Annotated in this window: 33 protein-coding genes and 1 pseudogene; 13 read left to right on the plus strand and 21 right to left on the minus strand. The window is 69.7% G+C overall.

Translation table 11 applies throughout. The features are described 5' to 3' along the window. Positions 1–11: 11 nt before the first annotated feature. The gene (locus tag U5640_RS12765) at positions 12–1,391 is read left to right on the plus strand and encodes a hypothetical protein (protein ID WP_340375946.1); all 1,380 of its coding nucleotides are present in this window, start codon (positions 12–14) and stop codon (positions 1,389–1,391) included. Positions 1,392–1,745: 354 nt separating this feature from the next. Beyond that, entirely contained in the window at positions 1,746–2,003 is a 258-nt protein-coding gene (locus U5640_RS12770) for a hypothetical protein (RefSeq protein WP_340375947.1), read from the plus strand. Between the two features lie 17 nt (positions 2,004–2,020). Here U5640_RS12770 and U5640_RS12775 read toward each other — a convergent pair whose 3' ends face one another. From U5640_RS12775 to U5640_RS12815, 9 genes are all read right to left on the minus strand, one after another. Further along, on the minus strand, positions 2,021–2,803 hold the full coding sequence (locus U5640_RS12775; RefSeq protein ID WP_340375948.1) for an endonuclease domain-containing protein: 783 nt from the start codon (positions 2,801–2,803) through the stop codon (positions 2,021–2,023). 48 nt (positions 2,804–2,851) lie between these two features. Beyond that, entirely contained in the window at positions 2,852–3,082 is a 231-nt protein-coding gene (locus tag U5640_RS12780; RefSeq protein ID WP_340375949.1) for a hypothetical protein, read from the minus strand. Positions 3,083–3,202: 120 nt separating this feature from the next. After that, positions 3,203–3,388: a hypothetical protein gene (locus U5640_RS12785; protein WP_340375950.1), complete on the minus strand. Its 186-nt coding sequence runs from the start codon at positions 3,386–3,388 to the stop codon at positions 3,203–3,205. A gap of 233 nt (positions 3,389–3,621) precedes the next feature. After that, positions 3,622–4,266: a hypothetical protein gene (locus tag U5640_RS12790; protein WP_340375951.1), complete on the minus strand. Its 645-nt coding sequence runs from the start codon at positions 4,264–4,266 to the stop codon at positions 3,622–3,624. A 37-nt stretch (positions 4,267–4,303) separates the two neighbouring features. Next, complete coding sequence (locus U5640_RS12795; RefSeq protein WP_340375952.1) at positions 4,304–4,813, minus strand: hypothetical protein; 510 nt, start codon at positions 4,811–4,813, stop codon at positions 4,304–4,306. A gap of 44 nt (positions 4,814–4,857) precedes the next feature. Continuing rightward, on the minus strand, positions 4,858–5,466 hold the full coding sequence (locus tag U5640_RS12800; RefSeq protein WP_340375953.1) for a hypothetical protein: 609 nt from the start codon (positions 5,464–5,466) through the stop codon (positions 4,858–4,860). A gap of 29 nt (positions 5,467–5,495) precedes the next feature. Further along, positions 5,496–6,182, minus strand: a complete 687-nt coding sequence (locus U5640_RS12805) for a pentapeptide repeat-containing protein (RefSeq protein ID WP_340375954.1) — start codon at positions 6,180–6,182, stop codon at positions 5,496–5,498. Positions 6,183–6,371: 189 nt separating this feature from the next. Continuing rightward, a complete protein-coding gene (locus U5640_RS12810) occupies positions 6,372–7,196 on the minus strand; it encodes a hypothetical protein (protein ID WP_340385703.1) in 825 nt (274 codons plus the stop codon). Then, positions 7,085–7,687 (minus strand): helix-turn-helix domain-containing protein, encoded by a 603-nt coding sequence (locus U5640_RS12815; RefSeq protein ID WP_340375955.1) that lies wholly within the window; start codon positions 7,685–7,687, stop codon positions 7,085–7,087. The genes U5640_RS12810 and U5640_RS12815 overlap by 112 nt, the downstream gene beginning before the upstream one ends. A gap of 515 nt (positions 7,688–8,202) precedes the next feature. Here U5640_RS12815 and U5640_RS12820 point away from each other — a divergent pair. The 4 genes from U5640_RS12820 to U5640_RS12835 all read left to right on the plus strand — a co-directional run bounded on the left by U5640_RS12820 (position 8,203) and on the right by U5640_RS12835 (position 10,167). Further along, positions 8,203–8,415, plus strand: a complete 213-nt coding sequence (locus U5640_RS12820; protein WP_340375956.1) for a hypothetical protein — start codon at positions 8,203–8,205, stop codon at positions 8,413–8,415. Then, positions 8,415–9,098, plus strand: a complete 684-nt coding sequence (locus U5640_RS12825; protein ID WP_340385051.1) for a restriction endonuclease — start codon at positions 8,415–8,417, stop codon at positions 9,096–9,098. The genes U5640_RS12820 and U5640_RS12825 overlap by 1 nt, the downstream gene beginning before the upstream one ends. Before the next feature lie 34 nt (positions 9,099–9,132). Continuing rightward, positions 9,133–9,873 carry a restriction endonuclease gene (locus tag U5640_RS12830; protein WP_340375957.1) on the plus strand — a complete coding sequence of 247 codons (741 nt, stop codon included), beginning with the start codon at positions 9,133–9,135 and terminating at the stop codon, positions 9,871–9,873. Between the two features lie 99 nt (positions 9,874–9,972). Continuing rightward, a complete protein-coding gene (locus U5640_RS12835) occupies positions 9,973–10,167 on the plus strand; it encodes a hypothetical protein (RefSeq protein WP_340375958.1) in 195 nt (64 codons plus the stop codon). 134 nt (positions 10,168–10,301) lie between these two features. Here U5640_RS12835 and U5640_RS12840 read toward each other — a convergent pair whose 3' ends face one another. From U5640_RS12840 to U5640_RS12870, 7 genes are all read right to left on the minus strand, one after another. Continuing rightward, complete coding sequence (locus U5640_RS12840; protein WP_340375959.1) at positions 10,302–10,607, minus strand: MazG nucleotide pyrophosphohydrolase domain-containing protein; 306 nt, start codon at positions 10,605–10,607, stop codon at positions 10,302–10,304. An 86-nt stretch (positions 10,608–10,693) separates the two neighbouring features. Then, the gene (locus U5640_RS12845) at positions 10,694–11,194 is read right to left on the minus strand and encodes a hypothetical protein (protein ID WP_340375960.1); all 501 of its coding nucleotides are present in this window, start codon (positions 11,192–11,194) and stop codon (positions 10,694–10,696) included. Further along, positions 11,191–12,120: a nucleoside 2-deoxyribosyltransferase gene (locus tag U5640_RS12850; RefSeq protein WP_340375961.1), complete on the minus strand. Its 930-nt coding sequence runs from the start codon at positions 12,118–12,120 to the stop codon at positions 11,191–11,193. Before U5640_RS12850 ends, U5640_RS12845 begins: the two co-directional genes overlap by 4 nt. Positions 12,121–12,141: 21 nt before the next feature. Then, complete coding sequence (locus U5640_RS12855; RefSeq protein WP_340375962.1) at positions 12,142–12,972, minus strand: carbohydrate kinase family protein; 831 nt, start codon at positions 12,970–12,972, stop codon at positions 12,142–12,144. A gap of 17 nt (positions 12,973–12,989) precedes the next feature. Continuing rightward, complete coding sequence (locus tag U5640_RS12860; RefSeq protein ID WP_340375963.1) at positions 12,990–13,790, minus strand: hypothetical protein; 801 nt, start codon at positions 13,788–13,790, stop codon at positions 12,990–12,992. Further along, positions 13,787–14,476 carry a hypothetical protein gene (locus tag U5640_RS12865; RefSeq protein ID WP_340375964.1) on the minus strand — a complete coding sequence of 230 codons (690 nt, stop codon included), beginning with the start codon at positions 14,474–14,476 and terminating at the stop codon, positions 13,787–13,789. Before U5640_RS12865 ends, U5640_RS12860 begins: the two co-directional genes overlap by 4 nt. Beyond that, positions 14,466–15,986 carry a radical SAM protein gene (locus U5640_RS12870; protein WP_340375965.1) on the minus strand — a complete coding sequence of 507 codons (1,521 nt, stop codon included), beginning with the start codon at positions 15,984–15,986 and terminating at the stop codon, positions 14,466–14,468. The genes U5640_RS12865 and U5640_RS12870 overlap by 11 nt, the downstream gene beginning before the upstream one ends. Before the next feature lie 243 nt (positions 15,987–16,229). Between U5640_RS12870 and U5640_RS12875 the strand changes: the two genes are divergently transcribed. Beyond that, on the plus strand, positions 16,230–17,561 hold the full coding sequence (locus tag U5640_RS12875; RefSeq protein WP_340375966.1) for a tetratricopeptide repeat protein: 1,332 nt from the start codon (positions 16,230–16,232) through the stop codon (positions 17,559–17,561). A gap of 365 nt (positions 17,562–17,926) precedes the next feature. Here the strand turns inward: U5640_RS12875 and U5640_RS12880 are convergent, their stop codons facing one another. The 5 genes and pseudogenes from U5640_RS12880 to U5640_RS12900 all read right to left on the minus strand — a co-directional run bounded on the left by U5640_RS12880 (position 17,927) and on the right by U5640_RS12900 (position 21,427). Further along, complete coding sequence (locus U5640_RS12880) at positions 17,927–19,099, minus strand: methyltransferase domain-containing protein (RefSeq protein ID WP_340375967.1); 1,173 nt, start codon at positions 19,097–19,099, stop codon at positions 17,927–17,929. 43 nt (positions 19,100–19,142) lie between these two features. Continuing rightward, on the minus strand, positions 19,143–19,622 hold the full coding sequence (locus U5640_RS12885) for an SPASM domain-containing protein (RefSeq protein WP_340375968.1): 480 nt from the start codon (positions 19,620–19,622) through the stop codon (positions 19,143–19,145). Between the two features lie 121 nt (positions 19,623–19,743). Next, a pseudogene (locus tag U5640_RS12890) lies at positions 19,744–20,067 on the minus strand (radical SAM protein); the annotation flags it as partial. A 53-nt stretch (positions 20,068–20,120) separates the two neighbouring features. Continuing rightward, complete coding sequence (locus tag U5640_RS12895) at positions 20,121–21,257, minus strand: hypothetical protein (protein WP_340375969.1); 1,137 nt, start codon at positions 21,255–21,257, stop codon at positions 20,121–20,123. Next, the gene (locus tag U5640_RS12900) at positions 21,251–21,427 is read right to left on the minus strand and encodes a hypothetical protein (RefSeq protein ID WP_340375970.1); all 177 of its coding nucleotides are present in this window, start codon (positions 21,425–21,427) and stop codon (positions 21,251–21,253) included. The genes U5640_RS12895 and U5640_RS12900 overlap by 7 nt, the downstream gene beginning before the upstream one ends. 249 nt (positions 21,428–21,676) lie before the next feature. Here U5640_RS12900 and U5640_RS12905 point away from each other — a divergent pair, with 249 nt between their 5' ends. The 6 genes from U5640_RS12905 (at position 21,677) to U5640_RS12930 (ending at position 26,876) form a co-directional block, all read left to right on the plus strand. After that, the gene (locus tag U5640_RS12905) at positions 21,677–21,880 is read left to right on the plus strand and encodes a tyrosine-protein phosphatase (RefSeq protein WP_340375971.1); all 204 of its coding nucleotides are present in this window, start codon (positions 21,677–21,679) and stop codon (positions 21,878–21,880) included. Positions 21,881–22,286: 406 nt separating this feature from the next. After that, positions 22,287–23,024: an aminoglycoside phosphotransferase family protein gene (locus tag U5640_RS12910; RefSeq protein WP_340375972.1), complete on the plus strand. Its 738-nt coding sequence runs from the start codon at positions 22,287–22,289 to the stop codon at positions 23,022–23,024. Positions 23,025–23,810: 786 nt separating this feature from the next. After that, entirely contained in the window at positions 23,811–24,800 is a 990-nt protein-coding gene (locus U5640_RS12915) for an aminoglycoside phosphotransferase family protein (RefSeq protein WP_340375973.1), read from the plus strand. A gap of 307 nt (positions 24,801–25,107) precedes the next feature. Beyond that, positions 25,108–26,118 carry an NAD(P)H-dependent glycerol-3-phosphate dehydrogenase gene (locus U5640_RS12920; protein ID WP_340375974.1) on the plus strand — a complete coding sequence of 337 codons (1,011 nt, stop codon included), beginning with the start codon at positions 25,108–25,110 and terminating at the stop codon, positions 26,116–26,118. 62 nt (positions 26,119–26,180) lie between these two features. Next, complete coding sequence (locus tag U5640_RS12925; RefSeq protein ID WP_340375975.1) at positions 26,181–26,534, plus strand: hypothetical protein; 354 nt, start codon at positions 26,181–26,183, stop codon at positions 26,532–26,534. A 189-nt stretch (positions 26,535–26,723) separates the two neighbouring features. Continuing rightward, positions 26,724–26,876: a hypothetical protein gene (locus U5640_RS12930; RefSeq protein ID WP_340375976.1), complete on the plus strand. Its 153-nt coding sequence runs from the start codon at positions 26,724–26,726 to the stop codon at positions 26,874–26,876. Positions 26,877–26,884 lie beyond the last annotated feature (8 nt).

Genomic DNA, 26,884 nt, shown 5'->3' on the forward strand with positions numbered 1-26,884 from the left:
ACACTGGCAGCATGAGCCTGTTCGACGCCGACGCCTACGATCCCGACGACATGATGGTGCACCCTCGCCATCAGGCGATGCAGCCGGTCTTGACTCAGCTCATTCAGCAGCTCCGCGAATGCGAGACGGAGGAGGCCGGCGTCGAGTTCCAACGGGACCTGCTCACCCGCCTGCTGGAGGTGGAGAAGGACCGCGCCGGATTCAAACGCGCCGCCAAACGGATGCGCAGCGGCAAGGGCCCGCAGCCGGAGGCCCCGGAGCCCCAGTCGGGCCGTGACCTCGCCGACATGGCGACCTGGCGGTTCGAGCAGGACGTGTGCGACCGGCTGGCCCGCCAGCTGCGCTCGGTGGGTGATGCGCTGGCCTGGCGCGTCTTCGGCTTCCACCGCCCGTTCATCCTCGCTCTGTGCCGCAACGACTCGCCCGGCCTGATGTACGGCAAGGCAGGGCTGCAGGCGGAACGCGAACGTGTCGAGAGGGCCTTCAAAGAGGACGGTGCTTTCGCACTCCTGCACGACGTGACCAACTGCCTGCGCATCGGCGACATCACGGTCTGGGACGGCATGCACCCGCCCCGCACGGAAGAGATCAAGACGAACCCGAACAACACCAAGAGCGCCCAGCTACGGCGGATCAACCAGGCCCGCGAGGCGGTGCTGAACGGCGGCCCGCTGCCGGGGGACAATGCCTCAGAGCTCCTCTACGACCTGAACCTGCCGCTGCGCACGCACCTGGACGTGCTGCGCGAGGCCCTCGAGCGGGCCGCAAACGATGGCGTCTACGCCACCGACGTTCCTGGCAGCCGGGCTCTGTTCGTCATCGACCAGTACGGGTGTGCCCAGCAAGGACTGTCCTCGAAGAAGTACAACGAGCGCCTTCGGCAGAGCGTCGACACGGCCTTGCAACGGGCAGGGATCGCGGCCGGCCGCGAGGACCACAACATCCACGTCACCAGTCTCGACAGCACGGCCCGCGACCCGCTGCGGGTGCCCTGGGCGAACTACCCGCTGCATCCCGTGGCCTGCGCCCGCCTGATCGGCGACTACGCCGTGGCCACCGTGGAGACCTCCGGTCCTGCGCTGACCCGCCTGCTCCAGGTGGCCGGCTTGGATGCACGCTGGGTACGCCCGCCCGGGAAGGCGGACCTGCAGCAGGGCGAGGTCATCATGGAGATCCACCAGCAGGAGGAGCTGCGGGCCGTCGCACTGCCGGGGGGCATGACGATGACGCCGGGCTGGACGCTGCAGATGCGCCGCTCCGAGCTGGACCGCTATCTGATGGAGCTGCTGCGGCCGGGCTCGTGGGTTGCCGGCATCAAGCACGTCCTCGCCGCCCGGCAGGCCGGGCGGCCGTGGCCGCACTACCGCAACGAACACGAGGTCTGGGTTTAGCCGACCAGCACCCAAGGCTCATCAGCCCAGCGCCCCTGCAGTAACTGATTCCGGAAGCCATGCCGCATGCACTCTCATATGCGGACAATTAACGTAGATCAGGAGGAAGGGGAGCGGCAGCCACCGACTGGGCCAGCAGAATCTCCCGTTAGCCCCGGATCATGTCGCTTCACCCGTCGCTGTCCAGTACGGGGGCGGTCTCGTACCAGCTCGCCAAGCTGGAGGAGGCCGTTCTCATCGACCGCCGCAGCCACGGCCGAGGAATCGCCCTGCGCTGGTGAGACCCCCGTACGCCCGAGGACAGACCTCCGAAACCGCCTGCATGCCGGGCCTCGCCCGGTCACACTGGTTTGTATGAAGTTGCCCCGAGTTGAGTGCGGGTCCTGTCAGCGGCAGGTCGCCGCCGGTATGGTCGCGGGACGCCCCAGCAAGGGCCGCATCTGGCGGCACGACCCCCCGGGCATGCGCAGCATGTACGGCGGCTCGCTGGTCTCCTGCGCCGGATCGCTGGTCATCGTCGACCTGCCGCTCCCCACGCAGCAGCTGGAGTTCCCCGACGCGGCCGACGAGCTCGCCGACGTCGATGGCGCCGAGGAGATCGCGCTCTTCTGACCGGCCGCCGCGGCGAATCAGGGACGGGCTGGCCGCCACGGCGCGAGCGGATCGAACCCGAGCAGCTCGATCTTCTGCCGCCGCGCCGACTCCGTCGGCTTGTACGCCAGGGACAGCGGATATGGCAGCGCGAGATGCGTAGCGGGCGGGTGGTCCATGTACTCCGCCTTCGGGCAGCCGTCGACGTGCGGGCACTCCTCGACGGTCCGATTGCACAGTTTGCACAGGAGACCGCGCACCATTCCCGTGGAGTAGTCGTGGTCGACCATCGCCCCGGGCAGTGCGCCGCACAGGTGGCAGTCCGGCCCCAGAGCTTCGACCAGTACCGCGCGCATCCTCCGGACCGGGGCGGTCTTCGCCGGGGGCGGAGGCCACATGTGCATGACGCCATAGGAGCCCTCTCCCTGGCACCGCTGCTCCAGCGCTACCGACGACAAGGGAACGCTCTCGGCTCCGGTCTCCACGAACCACTCCAGCGCGACCGAGTCGTACGTACCGCCCATGCTGTAGCCGTAGGACAGCACTCCGTCTGTCTCCGTCCAGGAGCAGATCTGTAGGTGCCAGCCCTGCTTGGCCTGGCTCTTGCCGCAGACCATCCGGCCGTCGCTCATGACGTGGTACCGGCCGTCGCCGCCGAGCACGGCGACCCGGGGCGAGGCTGGCTTGGATACGCCCGACAGATGGCACGGCTTCCCGGCCTGCTCCCGCACCATGTCGTCGATTCGGTCCACGCCGAAGTGGGCGTACTCCCACAGCAACTTCGCCCGCCGGTACGGGGGCAGGTCATCCAGGGTCGGCATGAGCGGCATCGTGCCGGACGGCACTGACAACAGCGCCGCCTGAGACCGTCATCCGGTCCAGCCGACCTCGTACACCTCGATGCCGTCCCCGTACGCCACGTATGCCACCCAGGCGCGCCGCCCCTGCTGCACCGCGCCGTCCCAGCCGCCGGGCGCCGGCCACGCCCCCCGCCGCGCCAAGGCGGCCGCGATCACTTCCATGACGTCGCGATGCCCTTCGGCGGGCAGTTTCTTGAGCGCATCCTCGACCTGGACGGACAGATCCACCCTGAACGCCATCGCACACCCCCGAACTCGTTGGAACGGCACCGTACGACGAGGCGGGCTCTCTCGTATCGACCTGTGGATAACCCCTGTGGATCCGGGTGCGCGGAGTTGCACGGCCGTCCGGGGAACAAGTCAGGCCTTCGACTGGGGCAGCTGTCCGGGCCGGACTTCGACGAGTTCCACGTCAGTGCAACCGGCATCCTCCAGGCGCTGCTTCTGTCTCTCCCCGCTCGCCGCGTCGTAAGCGACGGCGGACGCGCGATGTACTCCCTCAGGATCAGTCCAGGTGAGCCCAAAGTTGATCATGTTGATGGTCATGGGCCCATCATTGCCGCTGGCACTGACAGCGCCTATTTCCGGCCGGGATCTATCCCGGTGGCCGGTTTGTGGTGCATGGTGTGCGGACGGCCCCTCACCCCCAGGTGGAGGCGCCCTGGGGCCCTGCCGCTTCCCCCCGTGGCGGCGGGGCCCGGCCGCGCCTCCCGGCTCCCCACGGGAGGCCACGCGGCTGCCCGCGCGCGCCGGCTTCTCGGGGGTACGGGGCCACGGCGTCACAGGTCGCCGGTATCCAGCCCGAGGTCGGTCATGGGCTGGGTGGTGGTGAAGACGTCGACAGGGTGGGCGCGGGAGTAGGCGGTGAGCGCCAGGGACAGCTTCGGTTCACTCGCGGAACGCTCCTCAGCTGCGTTGAGGGCGCGCAGCAGGTCCTGCGTGATGCGCATGCGGCCCTGCAAGAGCCGCAGGGAGCCGGCGCCGTGCTCGGCGAGTAGCTGACACTCCTCCGGGCGGTCGGGCTTGTCGACGAGCCCGAGCATCCTCTGTACGGGCCCCGTGCCTTCGCAGACGATCACGTCGTAGGAGCCGGCCGAATCCACGTCGAACGGGGAAGCCAGCACCGCGGGTACGCCGGGCGTCACCGCAGCGGCGAGCAGGGGCAGCGCCGTGTGCGTGACGTCGACGTTGTCAGCGAACACCACGTAGACGTCACCCGAGCGCAGATATTCGGCACCCTCAAGCACGGACGTGACGTCCGCATACACGAAGAACAGGTTCGTCTCCTTCACCAGGTGCCGGTCGGGTCCGTGCAGGTCGCACAGCGCACACACCAGCTGGTGCCAGCCCAGCCCGCTCAGCCCGGCCTCGTGCAGGCTCGGCGGGACGCGGTCGGCGGGCGAGAGCGGATGCTCCCGGCTCAACTGCTGCCGGAAGGGCTCGCATAGTTCGTCCCCTCATTCATCCGTGCTTGCCGAGAGTGGGCAGTCCGCCCGAGACGGTTCGGACGCTGCGTCCGCGCCGACTCGCCCGCTTGGCCATCAGCAGCTGACGGGCCATCGCGCTCCACTGCGCTGCATCGTCTTGGTTCCCCGCGGCTCTCTGCTCCCGGCTGGCCGCGAGCATGGCCGCCCGGGTCCTCCCGTACAGCGGCTCCGCTATCGAGGACACAGCTCCGCTGATCCGGACCGCACCTTCCAAACCTCGCTGACAGAGCACCAGACGGTGGTCCGCACCGTCCTCCGTCAGACGCACGGCGTACAGGCCGGCACGGCTGCCGCCGAGCGAGATCTTGCCGAGCTGTATCAGGATTTCCGGGGAGCACGGCAGCAGGACGTGATCCGCTTGGGCATCGCGTGCGGGCGCCAGCGACACGAGGTTGAGACGCTCGCCTTCCCATCGAACCCACATGGCGAGTGTGGGCCAGGCGATGGCAGGGTCGAGAGCGGGGTGGGGTGTCGTCGCGTCCATGCTCGGGTCTCCTGGGCCTTGACCTCGGTTTCGTGGCTGATCGGTCATGGCGCGTTTGGCGGCTGGCCGAGCCAGAACGCGGCGACGGAGGGCTGGTCGATTCCGGCGGTCGAGCCGTCGTGAGCAAGGGACTCGGTCGGAGCGATGTAGCCGTCGCCCGGATCGAGGCGGATGCGCAGGCAGCGCAGCGGGTGTCCTGCGGCGACGTACCGGCGGATGTCCTCGGTGTGGGGGTGGTGCCGGTCCGGGTCGGTGTGGAGCGTGCGGCAGATCTGCTGGATGTCGTGGTCGCCGATGAGCAGGTAGCGCGGGCCGGGGCCGAGATTGAGGCAGAGCCGTCGGCGAGCCTGGTGGCGTCGGGCGTACGGCAGTCGGTCGAAATTGTCGACGTGCGGTCCGATCCGGCGACCGGTGTTGGAGTCCTCTGTGGTGGTGGCCCAGTGGCCGGGGCTGGCCGCGCACCCCAGGAGGGTGGTGGGCCAGCGACCGTCGAGGGGGTCGAGGCGGGCGGCGGCTTCGAGGCGGCCGGCCAAGTCGTCGGGGACGGTAGCGCCGTCGTCGTAACCGGACTCGCTGGCGGTCTGCCGGACCGATGCGATGTCGCACCGGCCGCGTAGGTCGTCGAAGGAGTGGAATAAGAGCTGTGGGCCCATGGCCGTGCCTCCCCAGGGCAGGTGCGGGGCTACTTGTCGTCGAGGTCGTCACCGAAGGTGACGTCCAGCTCGGCGGCGAGGGCCTCGGCGAGCTGGAGTGTCTGGGCGTGGTCGATGACGATCTGCTTGAGCGAGGCCAGGCCGCGGAGCTGGGAGAGGTCGTTACCCCGAAGGTCCAGGCCGCGGTTCTTCCCGCCGTCGAACTCGGTCAGCCGTAGATCGCAGTCATCGATCAGGGCGGCGCCGAGGTCAGCGGCGGCGAAGGTGGTCTCGCGCAGAGAGCACTTGGCGAAGATCACCGGGCCGGTGGCCCGGACGCGGGTGAGGGTGCTGTAGTCGAACTTGCAGTTCTCGAACAGGACGTTGTCGAGCGTCACGTCTTCGAGTGCGGCGCCCATGAGCTTGCAGTCGCGGAAGATGGCTCGGGAGATCTTGCTGTCGGTCCACTGCAGGGAGGACAGGTCGCATCCGGTGAACTCCACGGAGTCGACGCGGAGCTTCTCCAGGCGGGTGCGCTGGGCCTTGAGGCCGGTGATCCGCCCGTCCATCAGGTGGGTGTCGGCCAGGTCAAGGTCCCGCAGGTCAGCGCCGGCGTAGTGGAACTCCGCCACCCGGCCACGACCGCCCTCCAGCGAGGTGACGTTGGAGAGGTAGAGGCCCGGCTCGTTCAGGGCAGGGAGCGTGACGCTCGTACGGCGGATCGTGCGGGTGTCCATCAACAGCCTTTCAGCGCGGTGGCTCGGTCGCCGGTGCTGCTGGCACGCCCGGGGCGTGCCAGCAGCACCGGCGCGGCCTACTTCTTCTTGTTCCAGTTGTCCCAGGTCGGCCGGCTGCCGGACAGGCCCGCAGCCGGCCGACCGCCCAGGGGGCCACGGTGCGGTCGTACGGCTCGATGCCCGTGCCCGTCACGGCCGCCCCCACAGAGTCTCAGCATCCCAGTCCCGGCTCGCCTGACCGGCGAGGCGGGCCATGGCCTCCGGGGCGGCCTGCCAGTCCCGGGAGACGCGCGGAGCCTCGGCCGCGAGCCGGGTCAGCGCCCGCTCCCAGGACAGGACATCGGGGTCGTTGAGGAGCTGCTCGGCACGGCGGCTCACGATGCGACGGCGAAGGTGCTGGGCGAGGTCGGGCCGCACGTCCGGGTAGTCCACGCTCTCCTCGCCGGGCCACGGCATCCAGGTTCGCCGGTAGACCCAGCCCTCGCAGAACACGCAGTGGGCGAGCTGGATGGCGTGCAGCGGCGCCCGTACGGCGACGGGCATCGGTAGCGGCCGGTACACAGCCAGGGTGCCGCGGTGGCGGCAGTCGGGGTTACGCCAGGTGCTCGGGCCCGCGTCCATGCGCCAGAAGAGCTCCTCCAGGGGAACGGCCGGCCGCTCGGTCACCGCCAGCGGGTCCTCACACCAGGGCAGGACGTCGCGAAGCCACCACATGATCCGGCTGTTCCACAGCCGCCGCCCCAGTCGCTGCACCGCCGCCCCTCCACCCGTGACCTGCGCCCACGGTACCGGGCGGCCTCGCCAGACGCAGATGCCGTCGCGGATCAGCAGGGCCTTGAGCTCCGGATCGGCCTGCTCATCGACGCCGCACAGCTCGCCATCGCGGAATGCCCACACGCCCCTCAGCCCGAAGTCGACCGCGACACACAGCGTCTCGCCCTGGTAGTCGAGCGCGTAGTACGTGCAGTGATCCAGTTCAGGAATCGCACGCTGCACCCGCGTGATGACGTCCACCTCGGAGGGCTCGGCAGCGCGCTGCGCGGGTACGGCGTTCGGGTCAACGAACTCGGGCCGGCAACCTCCGCATTCGAGGCGGAGTTCGCCGTCCGGGCCGGGGACCTCGAAGGGGAGCGTGTCGGGCTTGTTCTCGTTGCGGTCGCGGCGGAAGTCGACCTTGCCGCAGGCGGCGCAGGCGAGCCTGCCTCGCGCGTCCCTGCGTCACAGGGCCGGTGATCGAGGACCGCCTGCCGCACGGCGGCCTGCTCGGCCTCCCCGAGCACCTGGTGCACCTCCACCGGCTTGCCCCGCGGCCGCATCACCAGCGCCTCCCGGCCGCCGGCCAGCCACTTCGCCCACCACCCGTCGACCGCCTTCAGCGACACCCCGAACACCGCAGCCACGTCCTCACGGTCCCGCCCCGCCACCAACGCGGCCACCACCCGCAGCCGCAGGGCCTCCTGCGCCAACGGCGACGGATGCCGCGCGTCCCCCACCAGATCGCCCACACCCCCACAATGACCCAGAACCCGAACCGTTTCGGATCAATAGTGCCCACAGCCCCTGTCACACGGGGCGTTCACGAAACATCTGTGATCGGACCAGCGGTACTTCTTCCGGTGTGGTCAGTGCCCTTCGGGATGGGCCGAAAAGTGGTGGCCAAATATGGCTCGGGCGCTCTTGGACGCCTCCGCTTTCGCGCCAACTCCCCGCCACGTTCCAGGGCCGCTTTCACGGCGTCGGCGCAGGTGAACTGTCGGCAGCCGGCGGCGGATCGGCGAGATGCCGTGGTGCGCATACCAGTGGGCGACGACCGCATGGCATTGAGAACCTCCAGGTAAGAGGCGTGATGCTCGCTCACCTCATCGGTCGATGAGGACGATTCGATCGGCCCTGGCTGGATTGTGATCGATGCGGGCCGACCCTCGTGATGATCCATCAGTTTTTGTCAGTGCCCGCTGATACACCCATATCCACAGGGGCAGCATCATCAAGTTGCCAGGTCACAGGAGGGGGAAAGGGCATGCCGCCGGAGGGATTTCACGAGGTTCGTCGCCACATCCGCAGGAATCCTCGGCCACGCGGAAAGAAGCTGGGCGGCTGGACCATCGCGGGAATCGTCGCCTTCGTCTGGCTGTGGGGGCAGATCTTCGGTTTCGGCAGCAGCAGCGACAGCGGGGCCCAGACGAACAAGCCGGCCTCTACTCCGTCGGTGTCCGCATCGCCGAGCCGGTGATGGGTGGCATCCGGATACGGCTACGCGCGCCACGCGGCCGCCGCGAACAGGTAGCAGCGGCCCTCGTCGCCCTGGCCGTGGCCACCATGCTGGTCCAGGCGGCCACGGCTCTGTGGCACGCGATCGTGCGCGGGTGGCCGCTCGCGGTCGCCCTGGCAATGGCGGCCCTGCTGGCTGCCGGCTGGTGGCAGATACGGCGGATTCGGCTGCGGCGGGCTCAGGCCGCGCTCGTCGCGGTCCTGCGACTCCCGCTCGACCGGATCGACTCGCTCGGTGATGCGGAGTTCGAGTTCGCTCTGCGGGATCTCCTCATCCGTGACGGCTGGTCGGCGCAGCGGGTCGGGCAGGCCGGCGATCAGGCAGCCGACGTCATCGGCCGACATGCCCAGCGTGGGCGGATCGTGCTGCAGGCCAAGCACACCACCGTCGGCGGGAAGGTCGACTCGAAGGTGATGTACCAGGTCAAGGGGACCGCCGGCCCCGTCCACAAAGCCGATGTCGCGGTCGTGGTCACCAACGGCGGCTTCACCCGGGATGCCAAGGCATGGGGCGAGCGGCACCAGGTCCACTGGGTCGATCGCGAACGGCTGCGGCAGTGGGCTGAAGACGGAGTCCCGCTGCACACCCTGTTGCGACTGCCCGCCCGCAAGGCACGCAGGACCGCGGTTCGACGAGCCGCGTAGCGCGGGCCACCGAGAGGGCAGAGAAGGGGGAACGGTGTTCGACGAGGACGGGTCACTGGACCCGGTGCTGAAGGTCATCCTCTGGCTGATCCTCGGCTTGGCCATCGCCAAGGTCGCCTGGCAGTGGCTGACTGAGGGCGCGTGGCCTTGGCTGCGCGACGATGTGGGTGGCTGGTTCACGGAAGACGTCTGGGGATGGCTCATGGGGCATCCCTGGTGGTTCGCGCTGATCATCCTGGGCACCCTGGTGCTGCTGTGCTTCGTGGTCTTCTCCGACCGAGGCGGCTACGTTGTCCCCTACAGCGACACCGAAGTCGTGGAGGAGGAGCACGCCACCGCGCCGGTCGCCGATGCGCCCAAGGTCCTGACCTTCCGGATGAAGCAGCTCGCCGCCATGAGCGCGGACGGCTTCGAGCAGGCGTGCGCCGACCTGCTCGCGCGGGACGGGTTCGTACGCGCCCGCCGGATCGGCGGCTCCGGAGACCTGGGGGCGGACGTCGTGGCCTGGGACGACGACGGCGACAAGATCGTTTTACAGTGCAAGCAGTACAGCGGCACCGTCGGATCCGAAGCCGTGCAGAGGTTCAACGGCACCGCGGTGCCCGAACATCACGCGCAGGTGGCCGTCATCGTCGCCCTGAACGGATTCACCCGGCCCGCGACGGACTTCGCCCGGCGCCACGGAATCGTCCTCGTGGGCCGGCCCGAGCTCAAACGCTGGGCCCACGGTGAGCATCTGTACGCCGTCGTCGACGAACAGCACTCACCGGCGTAGCCGACCAGCCCGATTTGGGCTGGCCGCCACGATCGGCGCGGCAACCCGCTGCTCGTGCGGGACGCGAGGGGTGGCGTTGCTGAGTGCCAGGACGAGGAGATGCAGGAAATCGTCGTCAACAACGTCGTAGTCCGGCAGACCTACAAGCAGCGTGCCCCGATTCCGGACAACGACCTGACGTCCCAGCGGGAGCAGCCGGGCCACCACGACCGGCCCAGCGTCATCAGCGAGTACCGCGAGTTCGTTCAGCGGCACTCAGGTGAACTCCCCTGGAACGCAAGGCCCAGGACGTAAAGGTCACCGGGCGGCAGGCCTACCTGTGGGCCGGAGCAGCCGCGTTCACCACGGGCGTGAACGCTGATGCCTACCGTTCCGTTGGCCACCATTCGTGATGGTATGACTGGGGGCAGAGTGATCTGCGCTCAGTTTCAATCTTGACTGGTACGCACCAGTGCGCCATTGGAGCCGGGGGCGTACTCGCGACGCGTGTTCTTCGCGATCTTTTGCCTGACGGCGTCGGCGAGGTCGACACCCTGCATCTCCGCGATCGCCGTCAGGTAGAGGAAGACGTCGGCGAGTTCTTCACCGTGGTCGGGCAGGCCTTTGCGCCACGCTGTGAATGCCTCGCCGACCTCGGCCGTGAGCAGGCCGAACTCCAGGGCGATGTCGGTGGTGTTGAAGCCCTTGGCGAGTTTGTTCTCCCAGGCGAGCTTCTGGGCCTCGGCGATGTCCACGGCAGATCCCCTTGACGGTGCAGTGCGGCGTTCTCGGGGAACAGTAGCGAGGCTCAGGCGCCGGAGAGGCAAGAACGGGACAGGAGTCAGCCGGTGGGGCGGCAGCCAGCTTCTGGCGCCGTCTTGTAGGTGAGAACCGTCGCATGGCTGTCCAGGAGCCGGAAGACGCGCTGGTAGGCGTGGGATAGTTCGGCGATCGCCTCCAGATCGGGTGCCTGACCGTCGCGGGCCTTGAGACGGCTGTGCACGATGGCCGCGGGGGCGGTGAGGTGGAGGAAGATTCCGTCGCGGGTGGTGACGAGGTCGGCGAGTTCGAGTGCCTGGTCCCAGGTGAGGCGGCTGCGGCCGCGGTAAAGAGGGCCGTAGACGAGCTCGCTGACGAAGCTGCGGTCCAGGACGAGCCGGCCGGGCCGGGCGAGGAGATCACGGTAGCGGCTGGTCAGGTCCTGACGGTCGGGCGTGCGGGGTGAGTGAGCTGCGGTGAAGTCGTGCTGGGTGACGAGGAGGTCGGCAAGCGTGCTCTTGCCGACGCCGTCGCCGCCTTCGAGTACGACCGTTCGGTGGCCGGCAATCTCCTGAAGAGTCATCCGCCGAGCCACGCGGTCACCTCGTCCGGTGTGCGGAGCACGGCGTCGACGCCGTACTGGATCATCAGGTTGCGGAAGTTGGGCTCGCGGCCTGCCGCGTGGGTGTAAGTGCTGTGTGGCAGATACGCGGCGACCGGCTGGCCCGTGGCGCAGGCAGCCCCTATGAGCAGGGCGGCTCCGGGCGGGGTCTCTGGGCCGGAGGTGTCGACGACGATGCGGCTGGAGCGGAGAGCGGTTGCCCAGTCATGGCGCGCGGCCGTGATGGGGTCGCCGGCGTCGAAGCGGGTCGGATGGAGGACCGTGGTCACCGTGGTGGCGGGAAGTCCGGCGCGTGCTGGGGTGTACGGGCTGGGTTCGACGAACACCGTGTGGGCCTCTCGGGATGGGCGGGGTGTTGCCGCGGCCGGGGAGGGGAGTTGGAGGACGGCGTCGACGCAGGCCTCGGTGGCCTCCTGGATCTGGGTGTGGTTGCGGGCGGCGAAGTCTGCGAAGCGGCTGCCGCCCGTCGGCTCGCCGGGGGTGCCCAGACGGGGGACGCGGACGATGCGGGTGGCGAGGGCGTCCAAGAGAGGATCGGGGAACACGGAGCGTGGGCCGTGGAGGGTGGCGGAGTAGTCCTGGAAGTCGGTGGTCATCACGATCACGGGTGCGCCGAGGGCCGCGGCGTAGCCGATCTCCATGCAGACGCCGTCGTCCGGGCTGGGGCCGTGGACGATGGCGATGAGGGCGCGGATGCGGCGGAGGCGGTCGCGGTCGAGTTCGAACAGGCGCCGGCCCTTGAGGTCGGCGACGAGGTCCTCCTCGTCGGTGTCGCAGAAGGGAAGGAAGACCTGGTCTTCACCGAGCTTGACGGCGAGGCGATCGGCCAGGTCGGCGGCGAGGGCGCGGTCGTGGGCGGCGAAGAGACGGTGTGCGACGTAGTGCATCGGACGGCCTCCTGCTACGGGTCAGGACGGGGCGCGGCGTGGTGCGGGGACAGTAAGAGGGAACCGGGCCGTGTGGCGGGTGGCGGCCTGGACGGCGAGGTCGAGGGCGGCGGCCGGTGGAAGGTGTCGCGCGCGGTGCGCGAGGTAGGCGCCGGCCAGAGTGTCCCCGGCACCGGTGATCTGCCGGACGGTGGGAACGGCGGCTGGCGCGACAGGTCGTGGAGCGTCGCGGTGCGCGAGCACGCGGGCGGGGCGGGGGCCATCGGTGATGACGGTCTCCGGGCAGGGGCTTGGGCGGCCGGTGTGGTGGCTGAGGAGCGCGTATTCCTGGGCGTTGACGAAGATCGTGGTCGCGTGGTGAAGCCAGGGAGTGGCGGCGGGGATGACCTGGGGGGCACTGGGGAGGTGGAAGTCCAGACTGAAGGCGCAGCCCTGTGCGGTCAGCGCTGCGAGGACCGTGGGGACGTCAAGGGGATGGCGGCAGCTGACGTGGAAGACGGCCCGGGGATGGCGGTCGATCACGTGGAGGGCGTGGGCGGTGAGGTGCCCGGCGGCCCCGTAGTCGGTGGCGACGGCCGTGACGGTTTCCGTTTCGTCGTAGCGGATGGTGAACACGGCCGACGGCTCGCGGGCGTGGTGGAGGAGGCTCCAGTCCAGGCTGGGAAGACGCGTGTCGTCGGCCAGAGTGGAAAGGTCGTCTCCGACGGCGGCGGCGGGAGCGGCCGTCAGGCCGGCGCGGGCCGCCGCGGCGGCCAAGTGGAGGGCGGCGCCGCCGAGTTGATGTACCGGCCGGTGGCCGGGACGGTGGATGTGGTCGAGGGAGATGTTGCCGATCACGATGGTGCGCTGCATCGCGGCTCTCTCCTCGGTCAGGTCCGGGTGTGCGTGCAGTCGGTCAGAGCGGCGCAAGTAGGACGGCGCGGGCACAGGCGGACGGGTGGCCGGTTGAGGTAGAGGCGTTTGAAGTAGATCAACACGAGGTGGGTCCACCAGGCCGGTGCCGCCTCGACCGGGATGGTGACATCCTGGCCCGCGGCCAGGGTCCGCAGGGCGTCGGTGTGGCGGGCGACGGCGTGCTCCAGCAGGGTGCGCAGGTGTTCGTGGGCGGCGGGGCCGGAGGGGAGGGTGAAGCCGAGGGCGGGGGTGAGCGTGGTGACCATGCCGGAGTCGACGGGGATGATGCCGCAGTGGTAGCCGCGGGCGTACAGGGCGGCGCACTGGGCGACCTTGTAGGAGGCTCCGCGCACCTCGCGGGCGAAGGCGGCGATGAAGGTCTTGGCGTCCCAGGCGGCCGGGTCGGTGCCGTCCTTGTCCCAGCGAGCCAGGGTGTCGGCCAGGGAGTAGAGGTAGGTCAGGCGGGCTTCGGTCAGGCCGAGCGGGGCGACCAGGTCGCGGGCCTGGTCGTCATCGAGGTCGGTGAGGGCGTCGAAGCCGATGGTGTCGGCGTGTGCGAGGACGGCCGCGTAGGTGTCGACCATGCGGTAGTTGATCCGGGTGGACCAGCCGGCCGCGAGCATCCGCATGCGCGGGTCGGTGATGGTGGGCGGCCACCAGCGGTTGTGGTCGTGGTTGGCCTCCACCTCGGCGCGGACGTCGTCGAGGGCGGCTGCGCGGGTGACGAACGCCAGGACGCGGTCGTCGCTGCGTTTGGTGGGTCTGGTGACGGTCACGGCGCTGCTCCTGGAGCGGGCGAGTGGGTGTGGGTGGCAAGGGCGAGGGCGAGGTTGGAGGAGATCACGGGGATGCGCAGCCGTGCCTGTAGGGCGGCCGCAGCGGTCAGAGTCCGCCAGCCGGTGCACGACAGCACGAGTGCGTCGGCCTCGGCGAGCGCGGCCGGCGGAAGGCCGTCGCACAGCGTGAGGATCTGCGCGGTGGTGATGTGGGGGTAGCCGTCGTCGAGGCCGAGGCTGGCGTTGGCGGTTACCTCGATGCCGTGGGCTGCGAGGGCTTCGGCTTCGGTCTGGGCGACTTGCTCGGGGTAGGGGGTGGCCAGTGCGACGCTGGCCACGTGGCGCTGGTGCAGGGTGGTGGTGAGGGAGTCGAAGGCGGTGATCACGCCCGGCGGCAGCTCCGGCCCGCCGGTGAAACCGGCGGAGGTGCACGCCAGCACGGTGGCGTCCAACGGCAGGTGGCGCATGGAGTCGACGGCACCGGTGGCGGCGGCCCGCAGCCCGTGCCAGAAGGAGTCGTCGACGGCGGTCGTGCGGGAGGCCGGCACGAGCCGAGCGTAGTGGAAGACCACGCCCGGCTCGCCGAGTTGCGGCAACTCCTCCTCCACCGCCACGTTGGCCCACGGCAGCAGCACGCCCACATGACGCCGCACCGCCCTGCCGGTGACTGCGGGATCAGCGGGCACGGTGGGTGCCGTAGATGACGCGCGGGGCGTGCCCGGTGACGGTGATGTCGGCCGGCGTGCCCACCGGGACGACGGCGCCGGGATCGACGATCTGGATCGCGTAGGAGCCCAGGCGGCGGAACCAGGTGCCGCGCTCGTCGACGAAATAGGCGTGCACGCCGGGAATCTCCAGGTCGGCCGGGTAGACGCGTTCCTTCATCGGCCGGTCCCACAGCTGGTCGATGTCAGCCTTCCAGGTGGCGAAGTGCTCCGCGGACGGCAGTCCCTCCAGGCTCGCCTCTTCCTCCGCGAGCGGAGTGCCTGGGAACGCGCGAGCCAGGCGGACGTTGGTGCGGTGGCACATCAGCCCCGCGTCGTAGATCCGCCGCAGGGCGGTGAGGTTGGCCAGGTGCGTGGCATGGGTCTCGCCCGGCAGGCCGTAGATCAGGTTGAGACCGGGCAGCAGCTTGGGCAGCCCGTCCGGCCCGCGCTCGGCGCCGGCCTCGTTCACGTGCTCGACGGCGCGCAGCAGGATGTCCTCGGTGCACGTCAGGGTGTTGCGTTCGATCACGGCCGGGTCGAACGACTCGATCCCCATCGGGGCGCAGTTGCCCTCGGTGCAGAACTCGGCGACCGTGGCCGCGATCCGCTTGCCGACCCGCGCTGCCACGGCCAACGGGTCGGCGTTGTCGATGTGCAGCATCTGCAGGTCCGGGCCGAGCTCCCGGATTCCGCCCAGCAGGGCCCGGATCGCCTCCTCGCTGCGGCCCTGGTAGGAGAAGAAGCACGTCTGCTGGCCGAGCCGGAAGTGCCGCACCCCCGCGTCGTACAGTTGCCCGGCCTCGGCCAGGACGTCTTCGACCGCCCGGTGCGCGACCGTCGGCGCCTTGGCCGGCTCGTTGCAAAACCGGCAGAACGCCTTGCGGGTGCAGCCGCGGTACAGCTCCAGCTCGGCAACGGGCGCCCAGGGCATCTGTCCGATCAACTCGGCGAACGAGTCGCGGTCCGTCGCCAGCTGCCCGTACGGGGCGGGCTCGCGGCTGCCCAGGGCCAGGGTGGACGCGGTGACGGTGTGGGTGTGGACCGCGTCGAACAGCCCGGCCCAGGAAGCAGGCTCCGACAGGGCCCACGTGGCCATCGGACCAAGCAGGTAACGGCGGCCCCGCACGCAGGCCATCGCCCGGGCGATGTCGTCCTGTCCGGCGTTGACGGCGTGCAGGTGCACCGACGGGACCTTGTCGCCCGCCACCACGACCACCATGTCGGCGTCGCGTAGCAGCTCCACCGCCTTGTCGCGGTTGACGGTCGCCGAGTACGTCAGCCGGTCGCTCAGCGGCGGCTCCACCGCGGGGCGGCCGCCGGCCAGGCACCAGCGGACATCGTCGATCGTCACGTACTTCACCTCGGCGTCGGGCCTGGCCCGGCGCAGGGCCGCATACGCCTGCCGCACGTATGCGGACAAGTAAGGGGGGACGCCCAGGCCGCTGGGCTCGACGGTGTAGCAGTCCAAGATCACCACAGGGGCGGTCACCGAGACTCCTCTCCAGTACCAGCTGATCGGGCCGGGCCGTCCGCACCGACGCGGGCGGCCCGCTCCACCGGGCTCACGCGAACGTCCTCGGCCGGAAGCCGGGTCATGAGCGTGTCAACATCCTTGTTCAGGACCGCCGTTCGGGCGGAGGGAAAGTTCAGTCAAGCTCCGCGTGCGCGCCCCCGGAAGAGGGGAAGATGTAGTCCTCCGTAGTCCCGCGTAGTCCAGGGACGGGGTGACGGGATGACGCCTGCACCGCACGCACAGCACCTCGCGTACCTGATCAGCTCAGCCTGCCGGAAACGTGGCTGGGGACCGACCCAGCTGGCACGTGCTGTCGGCCGGGCCGAGGGCAGCGGACCCGACCGATTACAACGTCAGTACGCGCGCAAGTGGATGACCGGCGAACGTACGCCCGACTACTGGTGGCCCTACGTCGCCCGCGTCCTTGAACTCGACCCCGACGCCAGAGGCGTCCCGCAACCGCCCCTCACACCGGCCCCCGCCGATACCGTGGCCTCAGTCATCCAGCTGGGAAGGAGCGACCTCGAGGTGGACCGCCGGAAGTTCCTCACCGCGTCCAGCGGCTACGCCCTCGCCGCCCTCGGCCTGCCCGACCCCGACAGCATCACCCGTCGTGTCCACAGCGCACCCGCTGGAGCCGTCCGCGTCGGGCGCGGCGAAGTGGCCGCCGTCAAGATCATGGTGAAGAGCCTCGGCGACTCCGCGTCCGAGCTCGGCGGCGGACACGCGCGCCACCGCGCCGTGCGCTACCTCACTGAAGACGTCGCACCGTGGCTGAACGGAAAGTACACGGAGGCCACTGGCAGAGAGCTGTTCGCTGCCGCTTCCCAGCTCGCGCACCTCGCCGGCTGGATGGCGCAGGACGAAGGCGACTCCCCCGAGCTTCAAGGGCTCGCCCAGGGCTACTACGCCCACGCCTACGGGCTCGCCGCCGAAGCCGGCGACCGCGAACTCGCAGCCACCGCCTTGCGAGGGCTCGCGGTCCACTGCATCGACCTGGGCTACCACGCCGAAGCCGTCCAGCTCAGCGAAGCCTGCGTCTCCTACGGACGCGACCTCGACAATCCGCGCGCCGTGGCCTACTACAACGCCACACTGGCCAACGCCGCCGCTCAGGACAACGACCGTCGCCTTGCCTCCCAGCACCTCGCCCTTGCCGAAACCGCCATCGGCCGCCCCCAGACCGGCCCTACCGACTCCTGGGCCGCCCACTACTCCCCAGGCCGCTGGGCCCACGAAACCGGCATGATCCTCAACCGCCTCGGCGACCTCACCGCCGCCGAGGAACACCTTCTCCTCGCCCTCAACTTCCACGGGGTCGACCGCCGACGTACCCGCGCCATCGTCACAGCCGACCTCGCGGGGGTCCGCCTGCGCCGAGGAGACACGGACGGCGCTCTCACGACGTGGTCCGAGTTCCTCGACTGCGCTGAGGGCATCCGCTCCATCAAAGTTCGCTCGGCCGTTCAGGACATGTCCGTTCGACTACGCCGCCTCCCGAACAATCCCAAAGCACAAGAACTCAGAAGTCGCGCCGCAGCCCTCGCTTGAGACCAGTCCGGCCGGCGCCATCCCGCAATGGAGCCGGTGTCCTATGCGAGCACCAGCCGCCAGCGCCGAAATGCCCAGTGCGTGTCCCCGTCCCAGGTCTGCAAGATGGAGAGGCTACGGGAGCAGGTAGCCAGGAGCTGTTCGACGATGCGGTGATCGGCGAGGAGCCGTTCCGTCTGCTGGAGCAAGATGGTGTCGCCGAGCTCGGTCAGGTGGACACCGTCGCTCCACAGACCAGTTGGTTCGCCGGTGAGGTGCCGCGCGGCGGCCGTGTTGTAGCGCGAGCTCAGCGTTCATGGCCGTGACGGTCTTGGGGTGCCTTGACGGACCTCGGCGTACGCGACACTGGATCTTCCGGAAGGGCTCTACGGGGCGGACATGCTGGCCGCGCCGATGATGGTGGACGACCAGCCCTTCCGGGAGAACGTGGCCGTTCCGTCGGGGGTGATGGTCACCTTGGCGCCGCGGATGGGAAGGTCGCCGTCCACGACGAGCCAGGTGCGGATGCGGTCCAGCTCGTCCCACAGCCGCCGGGGCCCGCCCTGGTGCACGGTCGGGGAGTCCCTGCGCCCGGCGGCCGTGGCGCGTGCCCACGAGCCGTCCGTGTGAAGCATGTAGACGGTGCGGGTGCCGTCGTCCGCCGTGTGCTGGCGGTGGTCGATGCCGGGCGCGAGGAGTTCGAGGGTGGAGCGCACGTCCCAGGTGTCCGGCACGTACATCAGCGGGTAGCGGCTGGTGGTGATGCTCTCGCCGTCGGCGTGCTGGGCGGTCTGCCACAGTGGCGGGTTCTCCGGGAAGGTGTTGTCGTAGTCCTCGCCGTGGCGCGCGGACATGAACCCGGCCGCCTCCGGTGCGACGCGGCCGACGGCGCCGCCGTCGGAGGTCTTGTCCGCGATGATGACCAGCCCGGTGTCGGTGATGGTGGTCACGAGGCGTCCGTCGGGGGCGAGCGCCTCGAGCCACGACGTGGGCACGGCTGGCACGGCGACGGTGGAGATGATCCGGTCGTAGGTGCCTTCGGGCAGGTCGCCAGTCAGGTCGCAGACTTCGACACGCGGATGGTGGCCGGCCTCGGCCAGCCGTTTCCGTGCCACGTGTACGAGATACGGATCGACGTCCACGCTCGTGACTTGATCCTCACCGAGCCGAGCGCAGGCCAGGGCGGTGCCGTAGCCGCTGCCACAGGTCACCAGCACGCGGGAGGTGTCGGTGATCCACGCCGCCCGGTACATCGTCAGGACCAGCGCGGGCAGCGTGGAGGACGAGGTGGAGCGGCCCGCTCGTCCCCGGGCAGGCGTCTGGCCCGCCTCGGCGTGGTCGGCGTGGAGGTTTCCGACGCGGGTGACGAGCGTGGTGTCGGCGTAGGTATCCCGCAGCCACGCCTCGGGGTCGCTCGCGCCATCGCGCAGCTTCCACACGGCCTCGCCGTCGCTGCTCGTGGCCTTGGTCCACCACCGCGGCACGAACAGGTGCCGCGGGGTCGTGGCCAGCGGCTGATACCAGCGTGACTCGGGCCGGATCACGGTACCGGCGGCCAACCGCTGTGCTGCTGCTTCCCAGTCCTTCAAAGGGTCCTGCCTTTCAGCCCGCAGAGTTCGGGATGACGCTGTCGTCGGCGGGGCCACAGGTTCCGCCACCGCCCTGGCTGTCGTCGTTGGGACCGCAGTCGGGGCCGCACGGGTCGAGGCGGCCGGCCGGGATGCTCGCGGCGACCTGCTGCCACTGCGGCGAGGCGAACACCCGCCCCAGCGGCGTGCCTTGAACGTGCCCGGCCGAAAGGAAGCGGCCGATCACGCAGGGGGTCACGGTACCGTCCGACAGGATCGCGGCGGTCCCTCTCGCGCACCGGCCGCACAGCTCTGACGTGGACGGCAGCCCCTCGCCCTTGACCGCGTTGCCGACGGCTCGGACTCGGTCGACGTGGACTTCCGTGATACCGAGCCCTTCCAGCTCCGCGCGGGCTTCTGCGACACGCTGTCCGTCCAGCACGTCCACGATGCCGACCCGCACGCGGATCCGGCGGCGGTGCGCTTCGATGATGTTCGCGCGGGTCGCGGCCATGGGAGCCCTCGCGCCCCGTGACCGCGTCGTGCCCCTCGTCCGTGTCGGCGTAGTAGGACGTCGCTAGGGAGACACCGGGCCGCTCGAAGAGCGTCCAGTGGTCGCGGCGGACGCGGTACAGGTTGGAGAACACCTCCACCTTGTGCCCTTCGCCCAGGGCGTGTTCCACGATCTCGGCGAAGCCCGGGTGGAGCGTGGCTTCCCCGCCGATCAGCTGGATCTTCTTGACGCCGAGGGCGGCGGCCTCGCTGATGACCCGCTTCCAGTCCTCGACCGCCATGGTGCCGTGCCCCTGGGTCGGGCCCGCCTTGACGAAGCAGAGCGTCGGGCACGTGAGCTGACAGCGGTTGGTGATCTCCAGCTCCAGGAAGGTGGGGATAAGGGGCGTTGTCGTCGGTGCTTCGGGTGCGATCGTCACGGGCCGTTCCCTTCGGTCGTGTTCCACGGTGGACCGGCCGCCCCTTCGAAGGAAGGAGACCGGCCAATTCGGGGGCGCTTTTACTCGGACAGCAGGCCCTCGGCGGTCTTGGCGAGCAGCTCGGTGGAGGCACGGCTGTCGTGGGTCAGGACCAGGGCGCGGCGCGGCAGCAGGGCGAGCCGGTCGGCGAGGTCGGTGGCCGGGGCCGCCTTGTCCGGCGCGAGGCGGAAGATGTCCGGGTAGCGGTCCTCGGTCTTGCTGGTGAAGAAGTCCTCTTCCTCCAGCGCGCGCGGCGCCGGGACGAGTTGGGGCTCGGCGTCCTTCGCGACGCGGGGGAAGAGCAGCGCGGTGGCGCGGGCCTGTGGAGCGAGCGTCATGCCGAGGATTGAGGAGAGCTGGTCGGGGAAGAACTGCGGCTTCAGTTCCTTGCCCTTGGCGTTCCAGATCGGCTTGGTGCTGCCGGCATGCAGGGCGTCGGTGACGCGCTGGTCCTGGGTGGGGTGCATCTGCTCGCCGTCCAGGACGCGGGCACGCAGCGGCTCGTACAGGCCGGTGGACTCCAGTAGGCCGAAGCCGATCGCGGCGGCCGACGGCCAGGGCAGGATCCGCAGGCCCTCGTCCTCGGGACGGACGAACACCCGGTCGTTGGCGAGGAGTTCGTACCCTTCGCGGGCGAGCAGGAGGGCCGTGGTGGTCTTGCCGGCGCCCTTGTGCCCGAAGGTGAGGAGGGCGCGGCCGTCGCGGACGACGCAGGAGGCGTGCAGGATGTGGAACCCGGCGCGCAGCAGCTGGCCGCGGATGAGTTCGCGGGCGAGGCGGGAGGCGGCAACGGCGACCGGCTCCGTGTGGGCGCCGACGATGACGAGCCGGCTGGTGGCCGGGTCGTAGTGGTAGGCGAGGCGTTCGGCGGGCTGGATAGCGTAGATCGCGCCGCCCTCGTGCCGGGCGACCAGGGTGCGGGCGTTCGCGTAGTCGACTTCGTCGTGCTCGTAGTCGCCGACCAGGGTCTCGATGTCCGCCAGGCGGTCCATGTCGACGTCGGCCAGGAGCAGGGCGCCGCCTTCGGCGATGCTGCCGCCGGGCGCGACGGGGGCAGCCTCGGCGGTGGCGTTCCACCAGCCGCCGAAGTAGCGCAGGGCCCAGTCGGTGATGTCCTTGGTGTCGCTGACGACCGTGACGGTCGCCTCGTCGGCGTGGATGCGGGTGGCGCTCAGCACGCGGTCTCTCCTTGGAGGGTCTGCTGGTAGGCGGAGTCGAGCTTGGTACGGGCGGCGGTGAACTGCCGCTGTTCATCAGGATCGAGGTCGGGCAGGGCCACGGTCGGGCGGCCCGCGGAGAACTGCAACGGGATTCCGAGCCACACGCCGTCGTGGTTGACGGAGAGCACCTCGGTGCCGTCACTGATGCCGAGCGTCTTGCGCGGCGCGCCGAGGATCGCGCCGGCCGTGCCGCCAGTTGGGCCCGGACGTACTCCAACGGCACGTCGGCAGCACGGCCGTTGACCGTGGTGGTCGAGGCGCAGATGACCGCGCCGTCGCCGTGCTCGCCGATCACCCAGCCGCGTACGGCGGCGGCCGGGACTCGGTGGTGAATGGCGAGGGTGAGCCGGTAGCGGGCCGAGTCGGTGCTGGACCCGATGCCGTACACCCGAGCGGCCGGGCCGACGTCCCTCCTGGACGAGGCAGGGGTTACCCGGTGCTCGCACCCCGTCAGCGAGGCGCTGCTGGCTTCGGCAATGGACACGATCCTGACCGGGTTCGGCTCCATCCCCGCCTACCTGGCACCTTACGGGGTCACGGCGACCGATCTGGACGCCCTTCGCTCCAACCTGCTCGCCTGATCAGACCCGCCCATCTGCGCCCGCGATCCCGAGGATCGCGGGCGCAGATGCGTTGATGAGCCTGGCCGCCATTGGGCTGCACACCAGCGCCTCATCATCCGTTCGGGAGATGGTTCGCTGCGCAACCCACCGTGGGAACGCCATGACGCTGAAGTCCGGTCCTGGCATCGCCGCAGGCCACGCCTGACGCGCTTTGATCAATTGCAGGGCCGGTGCCTACCGAATTCGATCTTGAAATGCCAAACTGTACATGTGCTGCGGCAATTTGGACACCCCTTGGCCGTTGTGCTGGGCGGCTCGTATAACATCGCTTGGGTCGCAACGCGAGCTCTGGTGTCCTAGCGTGGGAATGTGCTGCTGGTAGACCCCTGGGCCGATTCGGAATCTAGGTATGGGAGCGGCTGCAATGGCCGATGCACCCAGTGATGCGATCACGCTTTCCGGTGGACGGATGACCGACGGTGTCGTCCGGGTCGATGATTCCGTGCGCAGGCCGGTGACGGATTCCTCGGAATTCGTCGCCGCCCTCCTGAAGATTTTCGAGCAGCGGGAATTCGAGGGCGCCCCGAAATATCTCGGGCAGGCTGACGGAATGGATATCCTCAGCTTTCTCCCGGGTGAGGTTCCAGCCCGTTTCCAGGTGTGGGAGGACGAGCAGGTGGCGGCGGCCGGCGCGCTGCTGCGTGCCATGCACGACGCAACGCGAGGCAGCGAGCTGGCTGGCCGCTCGCCGGTGGTGTGCCACCACGATGTCGGCCCGAACAATGCCGTATTCGTCAACGGCCTGCCCACCGCGTGGATCGACTTCGACACTGCGGCCCCGGGCTCGCCCCTGGAGGACCTCGGCTACGCCGCGTGGACGTGGTGCATCGCGTCCAAGTGCACTGTCCCGGTGGAGCGGCAGGCGGAGCAGGTGAAGATCCTCGCCGACGCCTACGGCCTCCAGGGGCCGGAGCGCGGTGCCATGATCGACGCCATCCTCGAGCGGCAGGCGCGCAACGCGCGGTTCTGGGCTGAGCTCATGGCCTCTCCCAACACCGCGCCCGCCGAACCCGAGGTGCTGGCCTCGCGGATCGAGTGGAGCCGCCGGGAGTTCGCGTTCACTGCCGCGAACCGGTCGGTGTTCGAGGACGCTTTGACCTGACCGGATCTTGTCATGCTCACGGGGTGGGCGGACCGAGGAGCGGCGCGGGGGCAGTCCGAACATCGAGCCGCTGGTCCGCGCCAGTGCCGCGATGTCCACGGCTTCGCTGTCCCCGGTGGTGTAGGGGCCACGTTCCGGTCCATCCGCGGGTTGACCAGGAAGAGCGTGGTGATGCGCCGGTCCAGCTGGTGGTTGCGGACCTGGTGGTAGAGCGGCGGGATCTGACTGGCGGCCATCGCGGTGAGCACGCTGCCGGGCATGACGAGCAGGCTGCTGTCACCCCAGGAAGCAGCTTGGCTGGTAGAAGCCGCGAAGGTTCACGGTCGTGCAATCGGATCCGCCCGGATCTCGCCATGCTTCACGCCCGGGCCTGTCGAGCCCACGCGCGGGCGGGCGACCTGCGTGCCTCCGACCGGGAAGCGAACGCGGCTCTCGACGCTTACAGCAACGCCATCCCGCTCATTGAGGACCTGCCGTCGTTGTACTGGGTCAACCACGGCGTTATGCGGTCTGTCAACCTGTTCCAGCCTGGGACTGTCTCAAGGCTTCGCTACTGCCTAGCTGCGTGACGAGGAACTCCGGGGTCACCAGCGCCCTCTCCTTATCGGTGGTGGATGCCCGGCGGGCAGCATCGGTATCAGGGTGCTGAGGTGCCACTCCAGTTTTCCTGACTCCCTGTGGGCACAGGAGAGGGAAACGGGGCTTTTCGACCCTGTCACTGGGGGAGAATGGGGGAACCCCGCCGCCGGTACTGCCCGGCTCACCGGCACCCGCTGAGGGAGTCGCATGGATTTCCGACCGATCGAGCGCGACGCCCAGGCGTTCCAACAGTCCGTGACCGCCGACGAGATTCACGCGATCTGCCGTCGCGTCTTCGGTTCCGAGGCCCGGGTCGTGTCCGCCGTCGAGCTGGGTGCGGGCATGTACAACAACACCTACCGGGTGACGGTGGCCGGGCAGGAACGGCCGGTGATTCTGCGGGCAGCGCCGGGGCCGGAGAAGCAGTTCCGCAGTGAGTGGGAGCTGATGCGCAACGAGTACGCGTCCGTGCCGTACCTGGCGGCGATCGCGCCGCTGATGCCGCGCGTCATCGCCGCGGACTGGTCGCACGAGGTGATCGGCCGCGACTGGATGGTGCAAAGCTTCCTCGACGGCGTCCCCGCCCCTGAGCACCTGCGCGACTACCCCCGTACGGCCTGGCCCGCGTTCTTCAGGCAGATGGGCACCATCGCCAGGGCCGTACACGCGGTGACAGGCCCTCACTTCGGGCCCGTCAACGGCCCGTCGTACGCCACGTGGAGCCAGGCGGTGATCACGTCCCTGAGGGACATCGCCGCCGATCTGGACAGCGTCGGCCTCGATGCCGCCGACATGCGCAAGGTCGCCGCCGTGGCCGAGCACGAGCGTGCGGTTCTCGACGAGATCACCGAGCCGCGGCTGACCAGCGGCGATTTCTGGACTACCAACGTAATGATCGCGAAGAGCGCACCAGAGGGGCCGGTGATCACGGGGGTGGTCGACATGGACCGCACGGCCTGGGCCGATCCGGCCGCTGACTGGACGATCCGGATGGCCTTGGCGAAGGCGGACGAGCGGGAGTCGTTCTGGGAAAGCTATGGACCCCTCGACCGCTCCGACGCGGCCCGGTGGCGCTCCCGGATCTACGAGGCCCGGCACCTGGGGGCCCTGCGTCTGGAGCGACACCGTCTTTCCAACCCCGGTGGGGTGGAGGAGAGTTACTCCGCGATGAGCGCGGTGCTTGCCGACCTGACCTGAACGGGACGTGCCTCGTGGAGCGGCTCGATGCAAATGCGGATCTGGTGTAGGAGAGTGTCGGCCCGCTCCTCGACCTCGGCGGCGTTGGTGCCGGTGACCACGAAGGAGCCCAGCCGGTGGACGTTGGCCCCGAGTGCGTTGGACGAGGCCGCCGATCGCTGCCCGCGCTCCCCGGCCGCCGCGTGGCCCTGCTGACCCTGCGGCGCACCGCGACACAACCGGCGGCGCGCGACGCAGCCGATACGATGACCGGACCCGGCCAGCGCCCGAAGTCCGACGGCCCCGCGACCAGCGAGAGGACTCCGCAGTGAGTCAGCACCGCCCCGCCCGCGCGGCAGTGTTCTCGGCCGGGTCCTGGGGCACCGCCGCCGCCAAGATCCTCGCCGACGCCGGCACCACCGTCATTGCACACGCCCGCCGTAGCGAGATCGCCGACGCGATCAACCACCACCACCGCAACCCCGGCTACTTTCCGGACGTCGACCTGCCCGCCTCCCTGAGGGCTACGACGGACCCGGCCACCGCGCTGGACGGCGCCGACTACCTCGTACTGTCCATCCCCTCCCAGTCCCTGCGGGCCAGCCTCGCCGAGTGGAGTCCGTACTTCGGGCCCGGCACCGTGATCGTGTCGCTGATGAAGGGCATCGAGCGGGGCACCGGGAAGCGTGCGAGCGAGGTCATCGCCGAGGTAACCGGCGTGAGCGCCAACAGGATCGCGGTGCTGTCGGGGCCGAACCTCGCCCGAGAGATTATGGACGGCCAGCCCGCCGCCACCGTCGCCTGCCCCGACGAAGACGCCGCGCGCGGCTTCCAGGCGGCCTGCCACACCCCATATTTCCGGCCCTACACCAGCACCGACGTGATCGGCTGCGAAATGGGCGGCGCGGTGAAGAACGTCATCGCTCTGGCCACCGGCATCGCCCACGGCATGGACATGGGCCACAACGCGGCCGCCATGCTTATTACCCGGGGCCTGTCGGAGGCCACCCGTCTGGCCACCGCGATGGGCGCCCACCCGGCCACCCTCGCGGGTCTGTCGGGCATAGGAGACCTGGTGGCCACCTGCACCTCCCCGCTGTCACGCAACCGCACCTTCGGCACACACCTCGGCCAGGGCATGACCGTCGAGGAGACCACCGCCGTCACGCGGCAGACCACCGAGGGCGTCAAGTCCGCCGAGGCGATCCTCGAACTGGCCCGCGTCCATGACGTCGAGATGCCGATCACGGAGATCATCTCCGCACTGCTCCACGAGAAGGCCAGCCTCGAAGAGGCCGCTGCCGCGCTGATGCAGCGGCCCCCCAAGCCCGAGCGCTGATCCCGGCGCCCCGCCCCTGGGGCGCACGCCACCTCTCACCCTCCCGTTCCGGAGGCCCTGCCATGCCCCCCTCTGTGCTGCCCGCTGCCCAACTCGCCGTTACTGCTGCCCTGGTGGCGTGGATGATCACCGGCTTTACCCGGCTGCCCGGCCGATGGCTGCGCTGGAAGATGTTCTGCTGGGCCACGTTTACCATCGTCTCGCTCACCGGCAGCAAGGACGGCCGTACCGAGCCGGTGAACGTCTACTCCCATCTGTCCCCGGGGAGCTTCCTCCTCGGGCCGCCCCAGCTGCAGGCGGTCATCAACTACCTCGTCCGCAGCGGCCGGTACGACCGGATGACGGCAGCGGCCATGTCCTGTCCCGCAGCCGGGCAGAAGCCGTTGGAGGTGACGGACAGCCGTGTGGTTCTTTGACGCTGTCGCCTCCGGCTTCCAGCACCCGACCGACCCCAGCTGTTCCACGTCGTCTTCGGCGCGGTCTGTGTCGCGCGGTTCGCGCTGTCCATCGGCCAGGGCGGCTGGGACCGTCTCGCACCCGGATCGCTCAGCCTGCACCTCGCAGAGCAGCGCTTCGGCCCTCGGCGCGCCCGACTCCTGGCGACCGTGTACCGCCCCGCGCTGCTCGTCCGGACGGCCGCCGCCCTCGCCCTGGCCGCCGGGCTGGTACCGCGGCTGTCGCTGTTGCTGGTCCTGGCCGGAGCCGCGATGGAGCTGCTGTACCTCAAGAGCCCAACGCGGTGCGCTACACGCTGCTGACCGGCAGC

Origin of the sequence: Streptomyces sp. SS7 (assembly GCF_037993025.1) — a bacterium.
GTDB lineage: Bacteria > Actinomycetota > Actinomycetes > Streptomycetales > Streptomycetaceae > Streptomyces.

Bases quoted from the DNA above. Each gene is read 5' to 3' on its own strand.
- U5640_RS12765 (WP_340375946.1), top strand. From the start codon at position 12: ATGAGCCTGTTCGACGCCGACGCCTACGATCCCGACGACATGATGGTG.
- U5640_RS12770 (WP_340375947.1), top strand. From the start codon at position 1,746: ATGAAGTTGCCCCGAGTTGAGTGCGGGTCCTGTCAGCGGCAGGTCGCC.
- U5640_RS12775 (WP_340375948.1), bottom strand. From the start codon at position 2,803: ATGCCGACCCTGGATGACCTGCCCCCGTACCGGCGGGCGAAGTTGCTG.
- U5640_RS12780 (WP_340375949.1), bottom strand. From the start codon at position 3,082: ATGGCGTTCAGGGTGGATCTGTCCGTCCAGGTCGAGGATGCGCTCAAG.
- U5640_RS12785 (WP_340375950.1), bottom strand. From the start codon at position 3,388: ATGACCATCAACATGATCAACTTTGGGCTCACCTGGACTGATCCTGAG.
- U5640_RS12795 (WP_340375952.1), bottom strand. From the start codon at position 4,813: ATGGACGCGACGACACCCCACCCCGCTCTCGACCCTGCCATCGCCTGG.
- U5640_RS12800 (WP_340375953.1), bottom strand. From the start codon at position 5,466: ATGGGCCCACAGCTCTTATTCCACTCCTTCGACGACCTACGCGGCCGG.
- U5640_RS12805 (WP_340375954.1), bottom strand. From the start codon at position 6,182: ATGGACACCCGCACGATCCGCCGTACGAGCGTCACGCTCCCTGCCCTG.
- U5640_RS12820 (WP_340375956.1), top strand. From the start codon at position 8,203: ATGCCGCCGGAGGGATTTCACGAGGTTCGTCGCCACATCCGCAGGAAT.
- U5640_RS12825 (WP_340385051.1), top strand. From the start codon at position 8,415: ATGGGTGGCATCCGGATACGGCTACGCGCGCCACGCGGCCGCCGCGAA.
- U5640_RS12835 (WP_340375958.1), top strand. From the start codon at position 9,973: ATGCAGGAAATCGTCGTCAACAACGTCGTAGTCCGGCAGACCTACAAG.
- U5640_RS12845 (WP_340375960.1), bottom strand. From the start codon at position 11,194: ATGACTCTTCAGGAGATTGCCGGCCACCGAACGGTCGTACTCGAAGGC.
- U5640_RS12850 (WP_340375961.1), bottom strand. From the start codon at position 12,120: ATGCACTACGTCGCACACCGTCTCTTCGCCGCCCACGACCGCGCCCTC.
- U5640_RS12855 (WP_340375962.1), bottom strand. From the start codon at position 12,972: ATGCAGCGCACCATCGTGATCGGCAACATCTCCCTCGACCACATCCAC.
- U5640_RS12875 (WP_340375966.1), top strand. From the start codon at position 16,230: ATGACGCCTGCACCGCACGCACAGCACCTCGCGTACCTGATCAGCTCA.
- U5640_RS12885 (WP_340375968.1), bottom strand. From the start codon at position 19,622: ATGGCCGCGACCCGCGCGAACATCATCGAAGCGCACCGCCGCCGGATC.
- U5640_RS12905 (WP_340375971.1), top strand. From the start codon at position 21,677: ATGCCGTACACCCGAGCGGCCGGGCCGACGTCCCTCCTGGACGAGGCA.
- U5640_RS12910 (WP_340375972.1), top strand. From the start codon at position 22,287: ATGGCCGATGCACCCAGTGATGCGATCACGCTTTCCGGTGGACGGATG.
- U5640_RS12915 (WP_340375973.1), top strand. From the start codon at position 23,811: ATGGATTTCCGACCGATCGAGCGCGACGCCCAGGCGTTCCAACAGTCC.
- U5640_RS12925 (WP_340375975.1), top strand. From the start codon at position 26,181: ATGCCCCCCTCTGTGCTGCCCGCTGCCCAACTCGCCGTTACTGCTGCC.